The sequence below is a fragment of the Candidatus Cloacimonadota bacterium genome, from assembly GCA_016932035.1.
In the GTDB taxonomy this organism is placed as follows: Bacteria; Cloacimonadota; Cloacimonadia; order JGIOTU-2; family JGIOTU-2; genus Celaenobacter.
Map to the genome: position 1 here is coordinate 16,714 of JAFGDR010000024.1, position 20,832 is coordinate 37,545.

Annotated in this window: 23 protein-coding genes and 1 tRNA gene; 15 read left to right on the forward strand and 9 right to left on the reverse strand. The window is 39.0% G+C overall.

Translation table 11 applies throughout. The annotated features are described in order from the left end of the window. Positions 1–39: 39 nt before the first annotated feature. The 7 genes from JW794_03760 to uvrB form a co-directional block, all read right to left on the reverse strand. Positions 40–1,605, reverse strand: a complete 1,566-nt coding sequence (locus tag JW794_03760) for a Gldg family protein (GenBank protein MBN2017233.1) — start codon at positions 1,603–1,605, stop codon at positions 40–42. 12 nt (positions 1,606–1,617) lie between these two features. Further along, positions 1,618–2,334: an ABC transporter permease gene (locus JW794_03765; GenBank protein ID MBN2017234.1), complete on the reverse strand. Its 717-nt coding sequence runs from the start codon at positions 2,332–2,334 to the stop codon at positions 1,618–1,620. After that, positions 2,327–3,289 (reverse strand): ATP-binding cassette domain-containing protein, encoded by a 963-nt coding sequence (locus JW794_03770; GenBank protein ID MBN2017235.1) that lies wholly within the window; start codon positions 3,287–3,289, stop codon positions 2,327–2,329. The genes JW794_03765 and JW794_03770 overlap by 8 nt, the downstream gene beginning before the upstream one ends. Before the next feature lie 234 nt (positions 3,290–3,523). After that, positions 3,524–5,305 carry a T9SS type A sorting domain-containing protein gene (locus JW794_03775; GenBank protein MBN2017236.1) on the reverse strand — a complete coding sequence of 594 codons (1,782 nt, stop codon included), beginning with the start codon at positions 5,303–5,305 and terminating at the stop codon, positions 3,524–3,526. A 164-nt stretch (positions 5,306–5,469) separates the two neighbouring features. Then, positions 5,470–6,756: a T9SS type A sorting domain-containing protein gene (locus tag JW794_03780; GenBank protein ID MBN2017237.1), complete on the reverse strand. Its 1,287-nt coding sequence runs from the start codon at positions 6,754–6,756 to the stop codon at positions 5,470–5,472. A gap of 97 nt (positions 6,757–6,853) precedes the next feature. Further along, positions 6,854–7,885, reverse strand: coding sequence for a Holliday junction branch migration DNA helicase RuvB (gene ruvB, locus JW794_03785; protein MBN2017238.1), 1,032 nt, complete (start codon positions 7,883–7,885; stop codon positions 6,854–6,856). A gap of 10 nt (positions 7,886–7,895) precedes the next feature. Then, the gene (gene uvrB, locus JW794_03790) at positions 7,896–9,899 is read right to left on the reverse strand and encodes an excinuclease ABC subunit UvrB (GenBank protein ID MBN2017239.1); all 2,004 of its coding nucleotides are present in this window, start codon (positions 9,897–9,899) and stop codon (positions 7,896–7,898) included. A 61-nt stretch (positions 9,900–9,960) separates the two neighbouring features. Here uvrB and JW794_03795 point away from each other — a divergent pair. Beyond that, positions 9,961–10,036 (forward strand) — tRNA-Ile (locus JW794_03795). A 171-nt stretch (positions 10,037–10,207) separates the two neighbouring features. Here the strand turns inward: JW794_03795 and JW794_03800 are convergent. Beyond that, the gene (locus JW794_03800; GenBank protein ID MBN2017240.1) at positions 10,208–10,873 is read right to left on the reverse strand and encodes a PTS sugar transporter subunit IIA; all 666 of its coding nucleotides are present in this window, start codon (positions 10,871–10,873) and stop codon (positions 10,208–10,210) included. Between the two features lie 159 nt (positions 10,874–11,032). Between JW794_03800 and JW794_03805 the strand changes: the two genes are divergently transcribed. The 14 genes from JW794_03805 to JW794_03870 all read left to right on the forward strand — a co-directional run bounded on the left by JW794_03805 (position 11,033) and on the right by JW794_03870 (position 20,453). After that, entirely contained in the window at positions 11,033–11,554 is a 522-nt protein-coding gene (locus JW794_03805; protein MBN2017241.1) for a hypothetical protein, read from the forward strand. A 3-nt stretch (positions 11,555–11,557) separates the two neighbouring features. Next, complete coding sequence (locus JW794_03810; protein MBN2017242.1) at positions 11,558–12,277, forward strand: rRNA pseudouridine synthase; 720 nt, start codon at positions 11,558–11,560, stop codon at positions 12,275–12,277. Between the two features lies 1 nt (position 12,278). After that, positions 12,279–13,220 carry a DMT family transporter gene (locus JW794_03815; GenBank protein MBN2017243.1) on the forward strand — a complete coding sequence of 314 codons (942 nt, stop codon included), beginning with the start codon at positions 12,279–12,281 and terminating at the stop codon, positions 13,218–13,220. A 72-nt stretch (positions 13,221–13,292) separates the two neighbouring features. Continuing rightward, entirely contained in the window at positions 13,293–13,712 is a 420-nt protein-coding gene (locus JW794_03820; GenBank protein MBN2017244.1) for a transcriptional repressor, read from the forward strand. Further along, complete coding sequence (locus tag JW794_03825; GenBank protein MBN2017245.1) at positions 13,709–14,968, forward strand: SO_0444 family Cu/Zn efflux transporter; 1,260 nt, start codon at positions 13,709–13,711, stop codon at positions 14,966–14,968. Before JW794_03820 ends, JW794_03825 begins: the two co-directional genes overlap by 4 nt. A 15-nt stretch (positions 14,969–14,983) precedes the next feature. Further along, positions 14,984–15,142 carry a rubredoxin gene (locus JW794_03830; GenBank protein MBN2017246.1) on the forward strand — a complete coding sequence of 53 codons (159 nt, stop codon included), beginning with the start codon at positions 14,984–14,986 and terminating at the stop codon, positions 15,140–15,142. Positions 15,143–15,149: 7 nt separating this feature from the next. Then, positions 15,150–16,328 (forward strand): FprA family A-type flavoprotein, encoded by a 1,179-nt coding sequence (locus tag JW794_03835; GenBank protein ID MBN2017247.1) that lies wholly within the window; start codon positions 15,150–15,152, stop codon positions 16,326–16,328. Positions 16,329–16,342: 14 nt separating this feature from the next. Beyond that, positions 16,343–16,819 carry a ferritin family protein gene (locus JW794_03840; GenBank protein ID MBN2017248.1) on the forward strand — a complete coding sequence of 159 codons (477 nt, stop codon included), beginning with the start codon at positions 16,343–16,345 and terminating at the stop codon, positions 16,817–16,819. A gap of 5 nt (positions 16,820–16,824) precedes the next feature. After that, entirely contained in the window at positions 16,825–17,319 is a 495-nt protein-coding gene (locus JW794_03845) for a ferritin family protein (protein ID MBN2017249.1), read from the forward strand. Between the two features lie 21 nt (positions 17,320–17,340). Further along, entirely contained in the window at positions 17,341–17,721 is a 381-nt protein-coding gene (locus JW794_03850) for a desulfoferrodoxin (GenBank protein MBN2017250.1), read from the forward strand. Positions 17,722–17,731: 10 nt separating this feature from the next. Beyond that, on the forward strand, positions 17,732–18,247 hold the full coding sequence (locus JW794_03855) for a ferritin (GenBank protein MBN2017251.1): 516 nt from the start codon (positions 17,732–17,734) through the stop codon (positions 18,245–18,247). Positions 18,248–18,250: 3 nt separating this feature from the next. Continuing rightward, positions 18,251–18,688, forward strand: coding sequence for a cupin domain-containing protein (locus JW794_03860; protein ID MBN2017252.1), 438 nt, complete (start codon positions 18,251–18,253; stop codon positions 18,686–18,688). Next, positions 18,685–19,854 carry a hypothetical protein gene (locus JW794_03865; GenBank protein MBN2017253.1) on the forward strand — a complete coding sequence of 390 codons (1,170 nt, stop codon included), beginning with the start codon at positions 18,685–18,687 and terminating at the stop codon, positions 19,852–19,854. The genes JW794_03860 and JW794_03865 overlap by 4 nt, the downstream gene beginning before the upstream one ends. A 23-nt stretch (positions 19,855–19,877) precedes the next feature. Continuing rightward, entirely contained in the window at positions 19,878–20,453 is a 576-nt protein-coding gene (locus JW794_03870; GenBank protein ID MBN2017254.1) for a rubrerythrin family protein, read from the forward strand. Positions 20,454–20,596: 143 nt separating this feature from the next. Here the strand turns inward: JW794_03870 and JW794_03875 are convergent. Continuing rightward, the coding region (locus JW794_03875; protein MBN2017255.1) for a hypothetical protein at positions 20,597–20,832 on the reverse strand (236 nt) is incomplete at its 5' end.

Here is a 20,832-nt window from a genome sequence, read left to right on the forward strand (position 1 = left end):
GAGTTCCTCCTTGTGACCAGTGATTTTACCGTTTTTCATCTACACCCCCATGAATCGTTTTATCCTTGCATAGCGAGTCTTCTTGATTCGCCAAAGCAGAATACCCACAAGAATAACAATGATGGGTGGTAGCAATACTGCAATGAATTTTATCGTTCCTTTTGAACCGTCAGAAATGTCCTTCAACTGACGTGCAGCGATATTTTTGGATCGAATCTCGATGAGACCTTTCTCCTGCGCCATCCAGTCAACAACATTTGCAAAAAAGGTCGCATTATTCTGGTTTGCAAAATCATCCTGCACAAAGCTTGCATTACCAACAACGAGAAGTCGGGATTGTACTCCATTCTCAAGAAATCCAGTTGTATCGATGCTGTCAGGTAGAGGATTATCTTTAAAATAACTGTTATAATTTCCCAACAGAAGAGCTGCAACAGGAAGTTTTGATCTATTATATTGATCCATCGGGATTTTATACTGAAGATTGATATTCAATTGTCCAACCTGCGTACCGCTAAGCTCTGAACTTCGTGCAAGCCAGATAACCTCCATGCTGTCCTGTTCGGCTTGAGTCGTTTCAATAGAACTTGCGAACGCCATGATCAGTGATTTAAGATCTTTTACGATAATATTCTCTCTGTTCAAATCAATAAGATCAAGGATGAAAGGATACTGGATATAGCTGATCGCATAGCCGCCCTGATATTGCTGCCTGACCTGTATGGATGAGCATCTCTTATCGAACAAAAGATTACGTTTGACTTCGAAGCCATAATGTCCGAACCATTCATTCATATCGTTTTCATAGTATGTTGCTTTCCCAGTATTAATATCAGCTTCAACATTACCAACAAGGAACATAACTTTTTTACCCTTCATGATGAACTGATCGATAAGATATTTTTCATCATAAGGAATCTCTGATTTCGGACCGGCTATAACGAGAATTTCTGCATCATCCAATCCTTTGGGGTCTTCTTTCAGGTTGACCGGTTTCAGATTATAGTTCGCTTGAAGCATCTGCTGGATGGTCTGCATCTTATCCGGGAACGGCACTTCATCGTGCCCCTGCAGGAAAGCGATCGTTGGCAGTGAAACCTTGATTAGTTTATTCATTTTAGATGCAATTTCATACTCGAGATTTTCTGTACTCTGTACAATCGGAAGCACTTCGGTCTTGTCTTCATACATAAAGACCATTCCCATCACAACTTTTTTGATCTGGATCTGGTCATTCTCGATCGTGTTGAGCTGCACTTCAGGAATGCCAAATCGACGGGCATCCATCGCAAGTTTCTGCTCATCTTCTGCCTTAACGAACTCAAACTGGAAATACCTGCTGGCGAATGCTTTGAATTCCTCAAGTTTATCTTTCACATCCCTGCGGAGATTGTTGTAAGGATAGGGAATTTCACTTGAGAAAAAGCACTTGATCGTGAATTTATCATCAAGATTTCTTACGAACTCTTTGCTGTAATTGGAGATTGAATAACGTCTGTCAGCTGTGAGGTCAATCCTTGTAAAAAGGTATAATGAGATCAAATTGATAAGTACAATGATCACGACAACTAAAATTATTTTTGATGTATTATTTAATTTTCCCATGATGACTCCTTCCTACTTCGATAAGTATTTGCGTCTTGATAATGAGTGCCAGGCAAAGAAAAGGAAGAGGAATATGAGGGATAGGTAATAAATAATATCACGGGTGTCGATCACGCCGCGAGCAATATTTTGGAAATGGTAGTCCACACTAATATATTGCAGGATCGAACCAAGCCAGGTTGGGACAAAATACATAAATTTATCAACGAGGTACAGGATCAGGATGACGAAAAATGGAATGATAAAGGACACGAACTGATTCTTTGAGATCGTGCTGCCGAACATGCCTATCGCAGCATAAGCAGCTCCCATAAAAAGCAGTCCGAGATAACCTGCAACGATCACACCGCCATCCGGTTTACCGAGAATGAGAAGAATGATGACATAGATGATGGTCGAGAATATCGTTGCAAAAAGGAGCACGAAAGCAGCAAAGAATTTTCCAAGTATTATTTCCGAATCCTTTACCGGTGATGTACATATGAGCTCAATGGTACCCGAACGTTTCTCTTCGGCGATTGATCGCATTGTAACTGCAGGAATAAAGAAGATGAAAATGAGTGGAGTAAGAGCAAATATATTTCTCATTGTTGCTTCATTGACGAGGAACAGTTCCGAGCCAAAGAACCAGCCTGTAATAAGCAGGAAGATGGTCATGAGGACGTATGCCACGGGTGTATAGAAATAGCTACGAATTTCACGTTTTGCAATGGTGATGATGTTATGCATGTGCCACCTCCTCAACTTTTTCCGTCAATTGTCTGAAAATATCCTCCAGGCTGTGCTGCTCGGTTCTCATCTCAAGAAGTGTCCAATCTTTGTTTTTCTTGATGAAGTTATACAATGCAGGACGTATATCCATATCTTTCGAATAATTGATGAAGAATTTGGTGATCATCTCATCTTCGTGCTTACTGAAAAGCTGTAGACTTTCAACACCTTCTATCACTTCGAATGCAGGCAGAATATCATCATCTTTTTTGGATTGAATCTCGAAGAAGATCCTGTTCTGGTTATGGAACGAGCTTTGAATATCTTCAAGGGATGCATCGGCAACGATCTTTCCTCTGTCGATGATGATCACGCGTTCGCAAATCGCTTCAACTTCGCTGAGAATATGTGTGGAAACGAGCACGGTTTTTTCTTTACCAAGCTCCTTAATGAGCATGCGGATCTCTGCGATCTGGTTTGGATCGAGTCCTGATGTGGGCTCGTCAAGAATGAGGATTTCAGGATCATGGATAAGCGCAGCAGCGAGTCCTACACGCTGTTTATATCCCTTTGAAAGCTCTCCAATCTCTTTACTCACGACCTCTTCCAAGCCGCACGCATCGATCATCTCTTTCACACGTCTATCAACAGTGTTTTTCTCAATATCCCGGAGTTCAGCAATAAAATAGAGAAAATCGACAACATTCATTTCCGTATAGATCGGGCAACCTTCCGGGAGGTATCCTATCATTTTGCGGATTTCAACTGAATTCTGGTAGATGTTCTTATCATCGATGAAAACGGTGCCTTCTGTGGGAGGCATAAAGCAGGTCATCATTTTGAGGGTTGTTGTTTTTCCTGCACCGTTCGGTCCGAGTATCCCGATTATACCGCTCTTGGGTATGTTGAACGAGATATTATCCACCGCACGCAGCTGTCCGTAATCTTTTGTAAGATTCTGAACCTTGATCATAACAAACGGTCACTCCTTTTCTGTATTTATTCGATTTTTATATATAATAGTGATGGATATTTAAAATGTCAAATGAGCCGTCAAGGATTAATAAAGGTTAAAAGGTTTGGAAATTTAAAGATTTGAAGGTTGGGATGTTTGATGATTGAAAATTTGGAGAGTTGATAGGCTAGAAAATGAAAAGGACCATTGAGAATGATTTTGCAACAGTCCTTTTTAAAATGTAAATATTCTTTATCTCATCAAAATCAGCTTTTTTACACTCTCTTCATTTCCTGCTTTCATTTTGAGGAAATACACTCCTGCTTGAACATTCTGACAATTCCATTCATGAGTATGATCTCCTGCTTTAATATTCTCATCGAGCAATAATTCGATTAATTGACCTTTGAGATTGTATATTTCTAAAGAAACAGAAGTTGCTTGTTTAAGTGAATAACTGATTGTTGTGTGTGATTGAAAAGGATTGGGATAATTACCTCGAAGTGTTAAACCGGAAACATTTATAATATCATCATTTCCTACGTCAAATTCTAAAATGAAATCAACTGTCATAGTAAAACCAGCAAGGACAGTAACATTCACAGCATCAGGAATCTGATATCCCGCTAAATAGCAGTTAACAGTATACTCTCCGGCTTCCACTTCCATGGAATAATTACCGTTTGAATCGGTTGTAGCTGTGTACGTTCCCGCAGTTATTTCAGCATTTTCCAGAGGAATGCCATCAATATCTGATACATTCCCAGCAATGAAACCGGTGGGTACAATCGGAACAAATTCATAAGCACCCATATCAATTTCAGGTGTTCCGTTAAGGTCTCCATCTATGATTCTGTTATTTCCTTCAAAATCAAAAAGCGGAAGAGCAAAGGGTACAATTGAATCATCACCTGAATCAATGCAGGGTGAGGTTTCATCCAGATGAAAATCATACCCAGCATAATTAACAAACTTTGGATCAGCTGATATTACGTTTGTTCCTGTAGTTCCATCGCTAATACAACTGTTGTAGACATTTGCAGTACCGCTCAATACAAAAATGTCTTCCGGTAGATTATTCCAGAGAATAGAATTATGCAGTTCCAAACTGCCCCCATTTACCCAGAAGGCACCTCCGGAAAGAGGTGAAGTATTGTCAGCCACTGTAATATTGGATGCCTGAGTTGTACAATTTGTTATGCCAATGGCAGCTCCTGATCCATAATTGGTTGTGTTATTGAACATTATCAAATTTGCTAGGATTATATTAGAATTAACACAATAAATACCTGTGCATGCTCCCGCGAAATTGTCAATAAAACAGCAGTTGTATATTTCCGGATTTGAATTGTTCCAGGCACTTACGCCAGCAGCAAATATTGAGGAAGTATTATTTTTAAAGGTGCAGCCGTCAATAACTGGATTGGATGAATATGAGATTAAGCATCCTCCGTAAAATCCGCAGTCATTCTGCATGAATATCGAATTTGTTATATGAACATTAGAGCCATTTTCCAGATAGATTGCTCCACCATCCCATTGACAGTAATTAAGACCAAAGTAACTGTTATCAATAGTTAAATTGGATGTATTTGTGCAGTATATTGCACCGCCGTTAGCATCTGCGCCAGAACCCATTCCAGAACCACTTTTGAATTGGCAAAAACTGATTTCCGATGCTGGAAGGGAATTAAGATTTCCATTGATAAAACGCATTCCATGCCAGCCGGTAGCTGAACTTAACGGTGTAAATGAAATAGAATCTGCTGCAGTTCCATTGGCAACTATCCTACCGTAAATAATCAGTTTATAATGAGCGTTAAAGATAACATCGACCCCTGGCTGTATTTCTAACTGATCACTAGCTTGAATGGTTATCTCTCCATCGATGTAATAAGGACTACCGGCAATATCCCAAACGCCACTTACATTACCGGCAGGAATGACGGTGGAATTAAGAATTACAGGTATTAAAACTAGTAAAAAAATTAAACAGTTTACCAAATAAATTCGGTATTTTTTTTCTTTCACCATTTATACTCCTTTTCAGCTGATGAGCCGTTTGATAAATTGAATATTTTTATGTTAATTAATACATCATTGTTTCCTCTAAAATTATAGAAGTCTAATCTCTTAAATAAATACTACTTCCTATTCGGTAGTCTTTACAGAATTATTTATAAAATTCTGTCAATCATTTATTTAATCAAAACCAGCTTTATTATACTTTCTTCACCGCCAGCTTTCATCTTAAGGAAATACACTCCTGCTGGAACATTCTGGCAATTCCATTCGAGAGTATGATCACCTGCTTGTATATTTTCATCGAGTATTATTTCGATTAATTGACCTTTAAGATTATAGATTTCAAAAGAAATCGGAGATGCTGATTTCAAAGAATATGAAATTGTCGTTCTATTGTTAAAGGGATTAGGAAAATTATTAATTTCGGAGCAGGAATGTTGAACATCATCAACTGCAATAGTGCTTTCAAGTTGAGCAACAAAAATATCATTAGATCCACTTGCAGTTACTGAATGCTCACCGAAATAGGCTGTATAAAAGAAATCTCCCATAACATAGCAGTTACCAACACCATCCAACCCGATACCATATGAAAAATCAACATATGTTCCACCACCACTCGCAGCCCATAACCAGTTAGCAGTCTGGTCAATCTTTGCTACAAAAATATCACTATATCCTAGACTCACAACCGAATGAGAACCAAGATTTAGTGTTTCACAAAAACCACCTGTTAAATATACATTTTCTGTATTATCAACTACAATCTTCTTTCCTTCATCATAATTAGAGCTACCTGCTCCTTCTGCCCATTGCCAGGTACCTGAAGCGTCAATCTTTGCTACAAAAATATCAGAGCTACCATTGCTTACTAATGATTGCATACCAAAAGTCGCTGTATCTTCGAAATAACCTGTAACATAACTAATGCCTAAAGGTGTTGTCGCGATCCCATATCCTCGATCATAATCCGTTCCCCCAGCTCCGGTTGCCCATTGCCAGGTACCGTTCGCATTTATCTTTGCAACAAAGATATCTTTATTGCCCGAACCCGTAATTGAATACTGTCCAAATGTAGCATTACTTCCACAATAACCAGTAATGTAACAGTTGTTTGAATTATCCACGGTTAGATTCAAACCCTGATCATAATCAGTTCCACCTGCTTTAACAGCCCAAAGCCAGTTACCATACTGGTCCATCTTCGCTACAAAAATATCAGAAAAACCGTCACTGGTTAGAGAATATGGACCGAAATTTGCAGAGCTATTGAAAAATCCTGAAACATATATATTACCGACATTATCTAGTTGAATACACATGGCACGATCATCATCTGTACCACCAGCTTTTTGTGCCCATTGCCAATTGGGTGTTTGTGCATATGTGTTGATTGTTATAGATACGAATACAAAACAACAAAATACTATAATACTTGTAAATCTTCTCTTTTTTAACATGAACGTCTCCTTGTGTTTTGATCTCATTCTTCAGTCGAAAAAGAACCAAAATACCACGATAAAAAAGTCAATTTTTTTAAGTGAGTACTAAATTTGTCTATTCAAACAGTTTACTCTGTTTCTTTGCATTCTTCCCGGTTGGTTCGATGCCGAAATGCTTATATGCCTTTTCGGTCACTTCTCTGCCGCGGAGCGTTCGTTTCAGAAATCCCTTTTGCAGTAAATAGGGTTCGTATATTTCCTCGATGGTTCCAGGATCTTCACCGATAGCCATAGAAAGAGTTTTGAGACCGACCGGACCGCCCTTATAAAATTCAATAATTGTCTGAATGAGCTTCTTGTCCATTTCATCGAGTCCAAGTTCATCCACTTCGAGCATGCTGAGCGCTGCCTGGGCGATCTCTTTTGTAATGATACCGTCTCCCTTTATCTGTGCATAATCACGAACTCGTCGGAGAAGTCGGTTTGCAATTCGTGGAGTCCCTCTCGAGCGACATGCGATCTCTTGCGCACCGTCCTTTTTTATTTCAACATTGAGCAATTTAGCAGAACGCAACACGATTTTAAATATTTCATTATTATCATAATAATCAAGCCGAAGAACCAGTCCAAATCTGCTTCGGAGAGGTGCTGTGATCAAACCGGCACGGGTGGTCGAGCCAACAAGTGTGAAGGGTTCGAGGTTCAGTCGGAGTGTTCTTGCACTGGGTCCCTGATCAATAATGATCTCAAGATTGAAATCCTCGATAGCAGGATAGAGATACTCTTCTATCACTCTATTGAGACGGTGTATTTCATCGATAAAGAAGACATCTTTTGCGCTAAGATTTGTCAAGATGCCTGCGAGATCGGAAGGTTTTTCAATTGCAGGACCAGATGTTGTCTTTAGTTCGGTTTTCAACTCATTTGCAATAATATTAGAAAGGGTTGTTTTGCCAAGTCCCGGAGGTCCGTAAAAAAGAACATGATCGATGGGTTCGTTTCTCTGCTTGCACGCCTGTATCGTGATCAAGAGGATTTCTTTTATCTTTTCCTGTCCGACAAAATCTTTGAGTGTTTTTGGACGCAGGGTCACATCATACGTAAGATCATCATCCAAAATTTCAGGATCGGTTATTCGTTCTTCCATACAAACCTCGTTACATTTCTTTAAGCTCGAGAATCCTATCCCTGATCTCGGCAGCTTCTTCGAAGCGCAAATCCCGTGCTAGACGGTTCATCTCATTCGTCAGTAGTTCGATCGCATCTTCTTTGCTATTTATTTCAAGATATTTTTCGAAATCAAGTTTTTTCTGCTGCGCATCGCTTTCACCCTTTTTCTGCTCTTTTTTGAACTCAGCAACAGAGGTGGACTGCATGATACTTTCGATTGTTTTGCTGATGGATTCTGGAGTTATATTATGATCTTCGTTATACTTCTTTTGAATTTTTCTACGCCTGTTCGTCTCATCGATGGCAAGCTGCATTGCTTCTGAAACCCGGTCAGCATAGAATATCACCTTGCCGTCAATATGACGTGCTGCACGTCCAGCAGTTTGGATGAGAGAACGTTCAGAACGCAGGAAACCAGCTTTGTCAGCATCAAGGATTGCCACCAGAGCAACTTCAGGTAGATCGAGTCCTTCACGCAGAAGATTTACACCGATCAGCACATCAAACTCACCTAATCGAAGGTCACGAATTATTTCTGTTCTGTCCAGTGTATGAACTTCACTGTGCAGATACTTTGCTTTGATGCCGATCTGCGAGACATAATTTGTCAGATCTTCTGCCATCTTTTTTGTGAGTGTCGTTACGAGTATCCTCTGATTTTTTTCTACATATTTTTGTATTTGATCCAGAAGATCATCTACCTGGAATTCTGCTTTTTTCAGTTCAATCTCAGGATCGATCAAACCGGTTGGACGCACGATCTGCTCGACAATCACACCTTCTGATTTATTCAGTTCATATGCTGCTGGTGTTGCAGACATAAAGATAACCTGGTTCATCATATGTTCAAATTCATGAAATTTAAGCGGACGGTTATCATACGCAGATGGCAGGCGGAATCCGTTATCCACAAGTGCTTTTTTTCGGGAAAAATCTCCACCATACATCGCATGCACTTGAGGGATCGTTGCATGTGATTCATCAATGATCATAAGATAATCGTCAGGAAAGTAATCGAGCAGGCATGCAGGGCGTTCTCCTTCTTTTCTGCCAGAAAGATGACGAGAATAATTCTCGATACCGGATACGTACCCTACTTCTCGGAGCATTTCAAGGTCAAAGCTTGTGCGCTGCTGAATACGCTGTGCTTCTATCCACATATTTTGTGACTTGAAATACTCCACTCGCTCGGTCATCTCTTTTTTGATGTTCTCTAACGCTCTTTCAAGATGTTCGGGAGAGGTAATGAAATGCTTTGCCGGATAGACTGCATATTCCTCAAGTTCTTCGAGAATTTCTCCGGTCAAAGGATTGATACGATATAATCTGATTATCCGATTGAAATCGAACTCCACCCGGATTGAATTTTCCAGATATGCAGGATAGATCTCGACAACATCTCCGCGCACCCTGAAAGTTCCTCGCTGAAATTCAAAATCATTCCGCGCATAATAAATATCTACGAGTTTATGAAGGAGTTCTTCTCTATCAAGCTCCTGCCCGACTTTCAGATCGATAAGTGATTCTCTATATTGTTCTGGAACCCCCAAACCGTAAATGCAGGATACACTTGCTACAATAATCACATCTCGTCTTTCCATGAGAGACATGGTAGCCCTGAGTCGGAGTTTATCAATTTGTTCATTGACATCAGCATCTTTTTCGATATAGGTATCAGTTACGGGTAGATATGCTTCGGGCTGGTAGTAATCATAATAGCTGACAAAGTACTCGACTGCATTATTTGGAAAGAGTTGCTTCATTTCCCCGAAAAGCTGTGCTGCTAACGTTTTGTTATGAGAAATGATAAGCGTCGGCTTCTCTACATTTTTAATGACATTTGCTATGGTGAATGTTTTCCCGGAACCGGTAACACCAAGAAGAGTCTGGAACGGTGCGCCATCTCTGACGTTCTTTGTAAGTTCCTTTACTGCCTGAGGTTGATCACCTTTTGGTTTGTAATCCGATATCAATTCGAAGTGTTTCATGATTTTGTGTAAAACTTGACAGGTTATCCCTTACATAACAGACAAATACCTTACCATTTTATCAGGGCCCATAGCTCAGTTGGTAGAGCTCCCGGCTCATAACCGGGCGGTGAGAGGTTCGATCCCTCTTGGGCCCACCATTTTTTATACCATCCAATCATTTATTCTGCTATTCATTATCAAAATATATAATAATGTTCGAAATTAAACAATCAGTATTAGTGTATATCATAAATATAATTTCAAAAAATGTGATTAAAATACATGAGATTATCTCTGTGTTTTCTGTGGTTATTATACGCTTATGTAACTTACTCGACCTTTAATTTCAGAAGATCAAGGATTGTCTTTTTATCAGGTGCTTTCATTATCTGACCTTTGAGATGATCCTCTCTGAACATTTGACTCAGGTATGAGAGTGCAAAAAGGTGTTGTTGCTCGGTTTTAAGAAGAAGGAGGAAGAAAAGGTTCACGGGTGTTCTGTCCAGAGATCGAAAATCGACACCCTCTTTCGATATTCCAAGTAAGACTGCCGAAAAGTTAATCTTATCGCTATGAATACTCCTTGGATGAAGAAATGCAACACCATTCCCTATTCCTGTAGAGATCAAACGTTCTCTCTTGCTCAACATGTCAAAAAGCCAACTCTGCTTGGTACAAACGCTGTTATCTTTTGCAAACTGTGACATCGTTGCAAGTACCTCGAATCGGTGCTTTGCATTAAGATCTTCAAGAATAAAATCCGAGTTTATAAATGAGAAAAATCTACTCACCACATTCTCAAGAGCGATCTTTTCTACATTTGGTTTATCCTGCGTATCTTTCCATGCTTCGATATCTTCTTTTATAAAACGCCACTGGTTCCCGACCTTAATACCTTTAAGCTCTTTTTGAGAAACAAGATTCACCAATGTTTCAGGTGACATGTTTAAAAATTCTGCTGCTTCACTCAGGGTTAATATTTCATCTTTTACCATTGATGTGCCTCCGCTAAATAAGGTACAATTCGAACAATTGTAGTCAAACTTTTTGTAATATAAATAGTAAATTTATGATAATACATAAAAATCAGCATTTGATATAGATAAATTGACATAGAAAATCATACTCTCAATTTCTTATGCAAGAAGGTTTAAATGATGAAAAAATATCTCTATCTTGGGCTTATTTTAGTATGCGTTTTCGGATGCGGACACTATTCCTTTTATACGCGATCAAATCCTCATATTAAATCAGTTATGATCACAGAATTTGATAATGAAACTGAACAGTACGAGCTGCAGGATCTTATTACACAATATTTAACAGAAGCATTCATCGACGATAATCGACTCGAAGTTCTCGGTGCTGATGCCAACCTTGATATTCGTGGTGTTGTGCGGTCATATAGCATGATCGTCAATGCATACGACATGCAGGAAAATCCTTCAGAATGGAAAGTTACTATTATTTTCCAGATCGAAGCAAAAGATATGGTTCAGGATAAGGTGATCTGGAACAATAACAGCTTGAGTCTTTTTGCTCTTTATGGAACTGGCACTCAAACAGAGGAAAACGACGGGCAGGGCATCGAACTTTTTTCAGAGGAGGAAGCTCAGGAATCCATCATCTATGAACTGAGTGATGTCATACTATCAAACACGATCGAGCAATGGTAGGAAATGAGGATCAATAAATTTCTTGCACAAGCAGGTCTGGGATCACGTCGTTCATGCGAACAACTCGTCCTTGATGGAAAAATCAAGATCAATGGTGCAATTTTTAAAGATCTCGCAACAGATATCGATGTCGAGAATGATGTTGTAAGTTATAAGAATAACGTACTGCATATTCACAAAAATAAATTTTATATTATGCTCAATAAACCGGCAGGATATCTTGTTACTGCTGATGATCCTTATGAACGAGAAACCGTATTTGATCTACTCCCAAAATTCAAAGAACATATTTTCCCAATCGGGCGATTGGACAAAAATTCTGAGGGATTACTCCTTCTCTCTAATGACGGTGATTTTGCACAGAAAATAACACATCCCAGTAAAAAACTTTCGAAAACCTATCTTGTAAAAGTGCAGGGTAAAATTCCATTTTTTAAGATAAAGCTTCTCAGAAACGGTATCGAGCTTGATGACGGGAAAACACTGCCGGCAAAGATATTCCTCAAAAGTTATAATAAATCTCATGATACAACAAAACTCCGTATGGTAATTTATGAAGGGAAAAATCAACAGATCAGGCGCATGATCAAGGCAATTGGTAGTTCAGTTATAGAACTGAAGCGTGTACAGGTCGGAGATATTACTCTTGGTAAACTTCCAAAAGGTGAATGGCGGTATCTCAAAGAAAAAGAAGTCCAAAGTATATACCACCCATCATCATAGCATGAACGATCAGAAAAAAGCATATTCTTTTGCAGTTCTTGCAGTCATCCTCTGGTCAACAGTTGCTTCTGCATTTAAGATCAGTTTGCGGCATGTTGATTATCTTGAGCTGCTTTTGTTTGCTTCATTCTTTTCAACATTCATTATTTTTATTGTCCTGTTGATTAGAAAAGAACTCCATCTTATCAGAACATACAGTAAAAAAGATCTGCTGTTTGCAGCGTTACTAGGATTTCTCAATCCCTTTCTTTATTACATTGTCCTTTTCAAAGCATACTCGATACTTCCCGCACAGGAAGCGATTACATTAAATTACACCTGGCCATTGATGCTTGTTCTGCTCTCTATTCCATTGCTCAAACAGAAAATTAAATTTCTCAGCATTGTAGCAATAATCATAAGCTTTATCGGAGTGATCATCATAGCAACCAAAGGTGATATCGCAAGTCTTGAATTTTCGAATATTAGAGGAGATCTTCTTCCGCTTGGAAGCGCAGTTATCTGGGCACTTTTCTGGATATTTAACGTGAAGGATAAACATGCGATAGTCATTAAATTGTTCGTGAGTTTCTGTTTTGGACTTCTTTTCAGTGTTGTTCTTCTATTGGTGAGATCATTATTAGTTGGATTTTCATTCCCGAACTTGAAAGGAATTCTGGGATCAGCATATGTTGGATTCTTTGAAATGGGATTGACCTTCATCGTTTGGCTGAGTGCACTTAAATATGCAAAGACCACAGCGCAGGTAAGTAATTTCATTTATATTACACCCTTCCTTTCACTCTTTGTGGTAAGTATTGTTGTTGGAGAGAGGATACTGCTTTCAACGATCATTGGATTGATCTTTGTTATTGCAGGGATTATTTTGCAAAGATATACAAATCCTCTTAAGCGAGACCTTCGTAACGGTCAGAAAGGCGTTAAAAAAATCGAACGAATTTAATAAATTAATAATTTTTTGACATTGTTTTGATTACTTTTATATTTTCATTTAAAATTTGTAATGAGTTCAAATATGGATGAGATAATAAAATTACTAGAAAAGGAACAAGTTAAGCCAACCTTCGAACGGTTGAGCATACTTCAGTATCTTGAAAAAAAACATAATCATCCTACTGCAGCAATGATCTATGATGATCTCGTTAAAAAAATACCGACCATCTCAAAAACAACAGTATATAATTCGCTGAACCTCTTCATTGAAAAGGGTATTGTTACACCCCTATACATCACTGGCTCGGAAGTTCGCTTTGATCTGAACACCTCGCAGCACCATCATTTTCTCTGTGAAAAATGTGGGAGAATTTACGATATAACTATTGACTGTCCTTTCTTATCAAGAACAGAAATTCAAGGACATCAAATTAAACAGAAACATGGTTATTTTCGTGGAATCTGTAAACACTGCCTTGAGAAAGAGAAGAATTCACAATGAACATCTTAATAGGTGTTTTAAAAGAAATCTGGTTCCTCCTTTCCGAGATGGCACCTTATCTGCTATTCGGTTTTTTTATTGCAGGTATGCTGAATGTTGTAATTCCGAAAAATAAACTCTATACACATCTCTCTGGACGGTCATTTCTTGCAACACTGAAAGCATCTATTTTCGGAGTTCCCCTCCCTCTTTGCTCGTGCGGTGTAATCCCTGTTGCTGCATATATCAGAAAAGAAGGTGCTGGAAAGGGTGCTACAGTCTCGTTCCTGTCATCAACTCCGACAACCGGGGTGGATTCAATTCTTGCAACCTATTCACTTCTGGGACCTGTATTTGCAATTATCAGACCAGTTGCTGCATTTTTTGCAGGAATCTTCAGCGGAACAGTCACGAATCTTCTTGATAAAGACAGAGATCCAAAGATGATTAATGAAGGATTCTCATGCAACATATGTAGTGATACTAAACCACATAGTCATCGTTTATGGGAGAAAATTGCTTCAGCATTCAGATATGGATTTTTTGATCTTGTCGAAGATGTTAGCAAATGGATCATAATCGGTATCCTGATCGGAAGTCTTATCTCATTTGTTATACCAAATGCTTTTGTTGAACGCTACCTCAGTAATCCTCTTCTCGCGTATCCGATCATGCTTCTGATCTCAATCCCGATGTACATCTGCGCGACCGGCTCGATCCCGATTGCTGCATCTCTGATTCTCAAGGGAATGACTCCCGGAGCTGGTTTGGTATTTCTGATCGCAGGACCTGCAACAAATGCTGCAACAATAAGTTTTGTTGGCGGGAAACTTGGGAAAAAGTCACTTTTTTCATTCTTGCTTTCAATTATTGTAACCGGATTACTTTTCGGCCTTATTCTCGACCATATCTGGTTTCTTTCCAGCAATAATATTTCACTTTTCAGCGGTGGTATGAAAATGCTCCCCAAATGGCTTAAAACTGTATCCGCTCTGATATTAATCATATTAATTTTGAAAGCAGTTTTGATAAAAATCATTTCTAATAAGAAAATCTCTATCAAAGAAGAAAACATGAAAAATATATATAAAGTACCGGACATGAATTGTAAACATTGTGTCATTTCCATCAAAAATTCAGTATCTAAAATTGATGGTGTAAAAAATGTTGACATCTCTCTCTCTGATAAGCTCGTTCATATCAATGGTGAATATAATGAAAATGAAGTCATTGAGGCTATTAAAAATGCTGGTTATTCAATCGAAGAAAATAAATAACAGGAGGATAACACAATGAAAAAATACCAATGCAGCGTATGTGGTTATATTTATGACCCGAAAGTTGGCGATCCCGATTCAGGCATCGAACCCGGAACTCCCTTTGAAGACATTCCGGATGATTGGGTCTGCCCTGTTTGTGGTGTTGATAAAGACATGTTTGTAGAAATTTAGGTGAATAATGGGTTTCCAGAAAATCAAAGAAGAAGTATTTTATGTAGGTGTTCAGGATTGGGATAGGCGCACCTTCGATGAGCTTATCCCTCTTCCTGGAGGTACAAGCTATAACGCTTACGTAATACGTGGCAGCGAGAAAACAGCACTCATCGATGCGGTTGATCCACCCAAGATCGAGATGCTCCTTTCAAACCTACGACAACTCGGCATATCAAAGCTGGACTATATTATATCAAATCATGCAGAACAGGATCATTCCGGAGGTATTCCTTACCTTCTTGAAATGTATCATGATGCAGTCGTTGTTACCAATTCAAAATGCAAAACATTCTTACAGGATCTTCTCCACATTCCAGATGAAAAATTTCTAGAAATTAATCATGAAGATACACTTTCTCTTGGTGATAGAACTCTGAAATTTCTGCTGGCGGCTTGGGTGCACTGGCCAGAAACAATGTTCACTTATCTTGAGGAGAATGCGATTCTCTTTTCGGGTGATCTATTTGGTTCACACCTGGCTTCAAGTGAGCTTTTTGTTCGGGATGAAGCAAAGGTCTATTTTGCTGCAAAGCGCTATTTCGCAGAGATAATGATGCCCTTCAGAACGAATATTCAGAAACATATGCAGAAGCTCAAAGATCTCGACATCAAGATAATTGCACCAACACATGGGCAGGTCTATGATAATCCCGAATTCATCCTCGAGCAATACGAAGAGTGGACGTCTAATCATGTTGATAACAAGGTGCTGATACCTTATATCTCGATGCATGGAAGTGTTGAGAGAATGGTGAATTATCTTGTTGAAAAATTGACAGATCACGGGATCACTGTCATCCCATTCAATATTTCTGTTACCGATATTGGAGAATTCGCAATGGAGCTTGTCGATGCCGCAACAGTAGTAGTCGCCTCATCCACCGTTCATGTCGGTCCTCACCCCAAAATGGTGTATGCAACATATCTGACCAACATGCTTAGACCGAAAGCAAAATTCGCCTCAATCATCGGCTCATTTGGATGGGGTTCACGAATGGTTGATAATATAAAGAACATCTTAACGAATTTCAAAGGTGAACTTCTTGAACCCGTCATAAGTAAAGGATTTCCCGATGAAGAAGTCTTTCAAGAACTTGATAAACTTGCCGATGCAATAGCACAAAAACATAAAGAAATACATTAATCGCGGAGGAACAAATGAATATATTCGACGTTACCGAAATTTATCAATTCGCTGTTCAAATCGAAGAAAATGGAGAAAAATTCTACCGAGCAATGGTAGAGAAATTTGATGACCCAAAAGTGAAAGAACTCTTTGACTTTCTCGCAATCGAGGAAGTCCGACATGAAAAAGTATTCAAAGAGATGCTCGCTAAGATCGAGGACTACAATCCCCAGGAGAGTTATCCAGGCGAGTATTTCGACTATCTTCATGCGTATGCAGACAATCTTGTTTTCACGATCGATAAGATCGATGAGGGCATTGAGAGTGTTAACACCGTTGATGAAGCACTTCAGTTCGCCATTGGCAAAGAACTGGATACCATTCTCTACTATCATGAGATGAGAAATGTTGTGCCGAAACATCAGCAAAAATTAGTTGATGACATCATAGACGAAGAGCGCAAGCATGTTGTGCAACTTACCGAAATGAAGCGTCAACTCGGAAAATAAAAATCATGGATATCGAAAGCTATTCAAAAAAAGACCTTTTCCTCACTGCATTGAAAAGTGAAATGGACAGTAAAAATGTCTATAACTCCCTTGCACAATCAGTGAAGAATTTCATGCTCAAAGATAAACTCGAGTTCCTCGCTGTCGAGGAGCAGAAGCATTATGACTTTTTCAAGATACTCTGGGAGGAAGCATTCCCAGATGAGGATATTGCTCTTCCGAACGAGAATCCAGTTCCGCTTCCAGAGATCGAATTCGATCCTGAGGACATCCGGTTCAGCGATGTTTTCCAGCAGGCAATGGATGCAGAAAAAGCAGCTCATTATTTCTATCTGTCGCTGGCAAATCGCTTCAAGATGGATGAAGAACTCTCCCGACGACTTAAGTATATTGCTTCGATGGAGATGGGACACTATCGTCTTCTTGAAATCGAAAAACAGCAGGCTGAAGAATTCGAGATGTATGATGAAGAATTCGAAATGATGCATGTAGGTCCGTAAATAACAAATAAGGAGTAAAAAATGACTAAACTCATGGAAATATACAAATGTGAAAAATGTGGAAACATTGTTGAAATGGTTCATGGTGGACCCGGTGAGCTTGTGTGCTGCGGTGTTCCTATGAAGAAAATGACCGAAAATACCGTGGATGCAGCAACAGAAAAACACGTTCCTGTTGTCGAGGAAATTGAAGAAGGTATCCGTGTCAAAGTCGGTTCTGTTCCTCATCCTATGACAGATCAGCATTACATCGAATGGATCGAAGTGAAGAACGGTCCCTGGGTAAACAGGAAGCATCTTACCCCAGAAGATAAGCCAGAAGCGGAATTCTATGTAAAAATGCAGGATGGACTCGAAGTCCGCGAATACTGCAATATCCATGGATTGTGGAAAAAAGAATAAGAGGTAACTTATGATAAGCAAAAAAATGACGGATGCACTAAATCTTCAGATCAATAAAGAACTCTATTCCGCATACCTTTACCTTGCCATGTCCGCTCATGCAGAGGATATCGGTTTGAAGGGATTTGCAAACTGGTTCTTTATACAGATTCAGGAAGAGATGAGTCATGCTCAAAAGATCTATAACTATGTCTTTGAACAGAATCAAAAAGTGGTTCTCGATGAAATCAAGAAGCCACCTGCTGATTTCAAGTCACCAATGGATATGTTCCAGAAAACTCTGGAACACGAACAGTTTGTAACTAAAAGTATCAATGAGCTTGTTTATCTTGCAAAGCAAGAAAAAGATTATGCAACCGAGATCTTCCTGCAGTGGTTTGTCACAGAACAGATCGAAGAAGAAGGTAATGATAACGAGATCATTGATAAGTTGAGATATATCGGTGATAATGGCAACGGGCTTCTGATGCTGGACAAAGAGCTTGGAGCGCGAACCTTTGTCGCTCCTGCAGCTCCATCTGAGTAAGTTATGAGACACTGGCGCTGCCAAGTTTGCGGACACATATTCAGGGGAACAGAGTCCCCTGATGTGTGCCCACATTGCTCTGCTCCTCAGGAGATGTTCCATGCCATCACCGATGAGAACGAGCATGCACATTTATCGACTCATCAGAAAGTTGAACATTCAGATAAAATTGAGATAAGACCCTTCTTTGGAAATTTTGACCATCTTGCACCTTACATGTATACGATGCCGGCTGGTGCAAAGATAAATCCGCAAAAACATCCTTACGAAGAGATGCTGTATGTCATCAAAGGGTGTATCAATTTACATATCGGAAAACATCAATTTGTAGCCAATGCTGGTGATGCACTTCAGATAAAAAAAGAGGTAATTCATTTTATTGAAAATATCGGCAATGAATCATCAATTATACTTGCCGTGAAAGGATCAAAAAATAAATGAAATATACAAAAATTGTTTTTTTCATTTTTTTAATTAGTGTTGCTTTTATTTTGGGCTGTAAGCTATTCCAATCTAATAATAGTAATTCTGAGGAATATTTTCCTCTCTTACATATCGAAGCGAATAATTATTACGATCTGGGCTATGCAATTGGAGAAGGATTCTCTACTCAAATACTCACAGCTATAGACCGGCAGGCAGATCTTATTGCTACGATCCAAAGTATTATTGCTATCGACTCAGATTATTTCTTTGAAAATATTGTTGCTACTGCGGAAGCTATGTTTCCCGATTATGTGCAGGAAATTCATGGCACTGCTGACGCTATCGGTGTTGAATATGAAACACTAATGACATTGAATCTTTTTGGAGACATCATTGCTCTTTTCTATGGCGCACAAGAGCAGGTTGATTATGAAATCCCCTCAGCACCTTTTGGTTGTTCGACTGTTGGCTATAATTACAATGGTACGCAATATCTGGCTCATAATGAAGACGGATTTGCTCAGCTTGGAGATCTTATGGGGGTTGTCAGAGCTGAACTACCTGGAAAACCGGAATTTATTAATTTCTATTATCCGGGAATATTGTGTGGAGTAGCTCCTGCGTTGACAGACGCTGGATTAGCATTTTCAGGAAATTATATACAGAGTGCTTCTGGTGTTCCTGGCGGTGTTCCGCACCTATTTGTATTTCGAGCATTGTTAGAAGCAGAGGATGTTGATGACGCAATTTCAATCATTCAAAACACACTAACGTGTAATGCACTTCATGTAAACATTGCATCCGATATCGAAAATAGAGTCGTATCGGTCGAGAAAGCAGAAAATACATCTGTAGTTTATGAAGTTGATGGATTGTATGCTCACACAAATCATTTTATTCAGGATGCAATGCTTGCCCATCCAACAGATGATGATGCAACAACACACTGGCGTTATGACACACTTTCAGGTTTGATTGCAACATATGAAGATGAACTTGAAGATGTAACGTGTGATGTGCTGCATGGATTTCTCTGCGAGGTTGCTGCGGAACCTGATACAACAGGTGGACTCACCGGAGGTATGACCCTAGGAAGTTCGATCATCAATATGGAATCAGGAAAATGGAAACTCTATTTTAACGATCCGAATGACAATCTTTATCAAATCTTAAAATTTTAAATTGAATACAAGGAGTAATATACATGAAAGAACTCAAAGGAACACAAACAGAAAAAAACCTTCTTGCTGCCTTTGCAGGAGAGTCACAAGCTCGTAACAGATATGATTTTTTTGCAAAGCAGGCAAAGAAAGAGGGTTACGAACAAATAGCAGGCATATTTGAAGAAACTGCGCTTAATGAAAAGGAGCATGCAAAAAGGTTGTTCAAGTTCCTCGAAGGCGGTGAAGTTGAAATAACTGCTGCCTACCCAGCCGGTAAAATCGGTACAACCGTTGAAAATTTAACTGAATCTGCTGCTGGTGAGAACTATGAACATACGATCATGTATCCTGAATTCGCAGATATTGCAGAACAGGAAGGATTCAAAGAAATCGCTTCCGCATTCCGACACATCGGCAAAGCCGAGATTCAGCATGAAAAGCGTTATCTCGGATTACTGAAAAATATTGAAGATGGAACTGTTTTCAAAAAGGACAAAGTGATCAAATGGAAATGCCGAAATTGCGGATACGTACATGAAGGCACACAACCTCCGGAAAAATGTCCTGCTTGTGCTCATCCCAAAGCATACTTTGAAGTAAAATGTGAAAATTGGTAAACCTTACATTCTCTCGCATTCATATAACCCGCTGAGTAAAATCGGCGGGTTTTTTATTTTTAAGGTAATTATTTCCGCACAAATTTATTATAGACTTATACGGTGTAAATCTATATAAGACCAATAGGATGATTTAGTTTAATTTATTTATATTTAAATTTCTTCATTTCAGGTTTTTTATTATATGATTCTGGAAAAATAGGATTTTCTTCTTTCTGCCAACCTAAAATAAAATATGGACCTCTTGAATATTCAATATCTTTTTCACTGTAAGTTAAAAGTAGAGTCCATCCCAAACCTAGAAATTCGTTAACTAGTTCAGTATTGTATTTAATCTCTTCTACATGTTTTGTATCTTCAATATTCATTTTAAATCTCC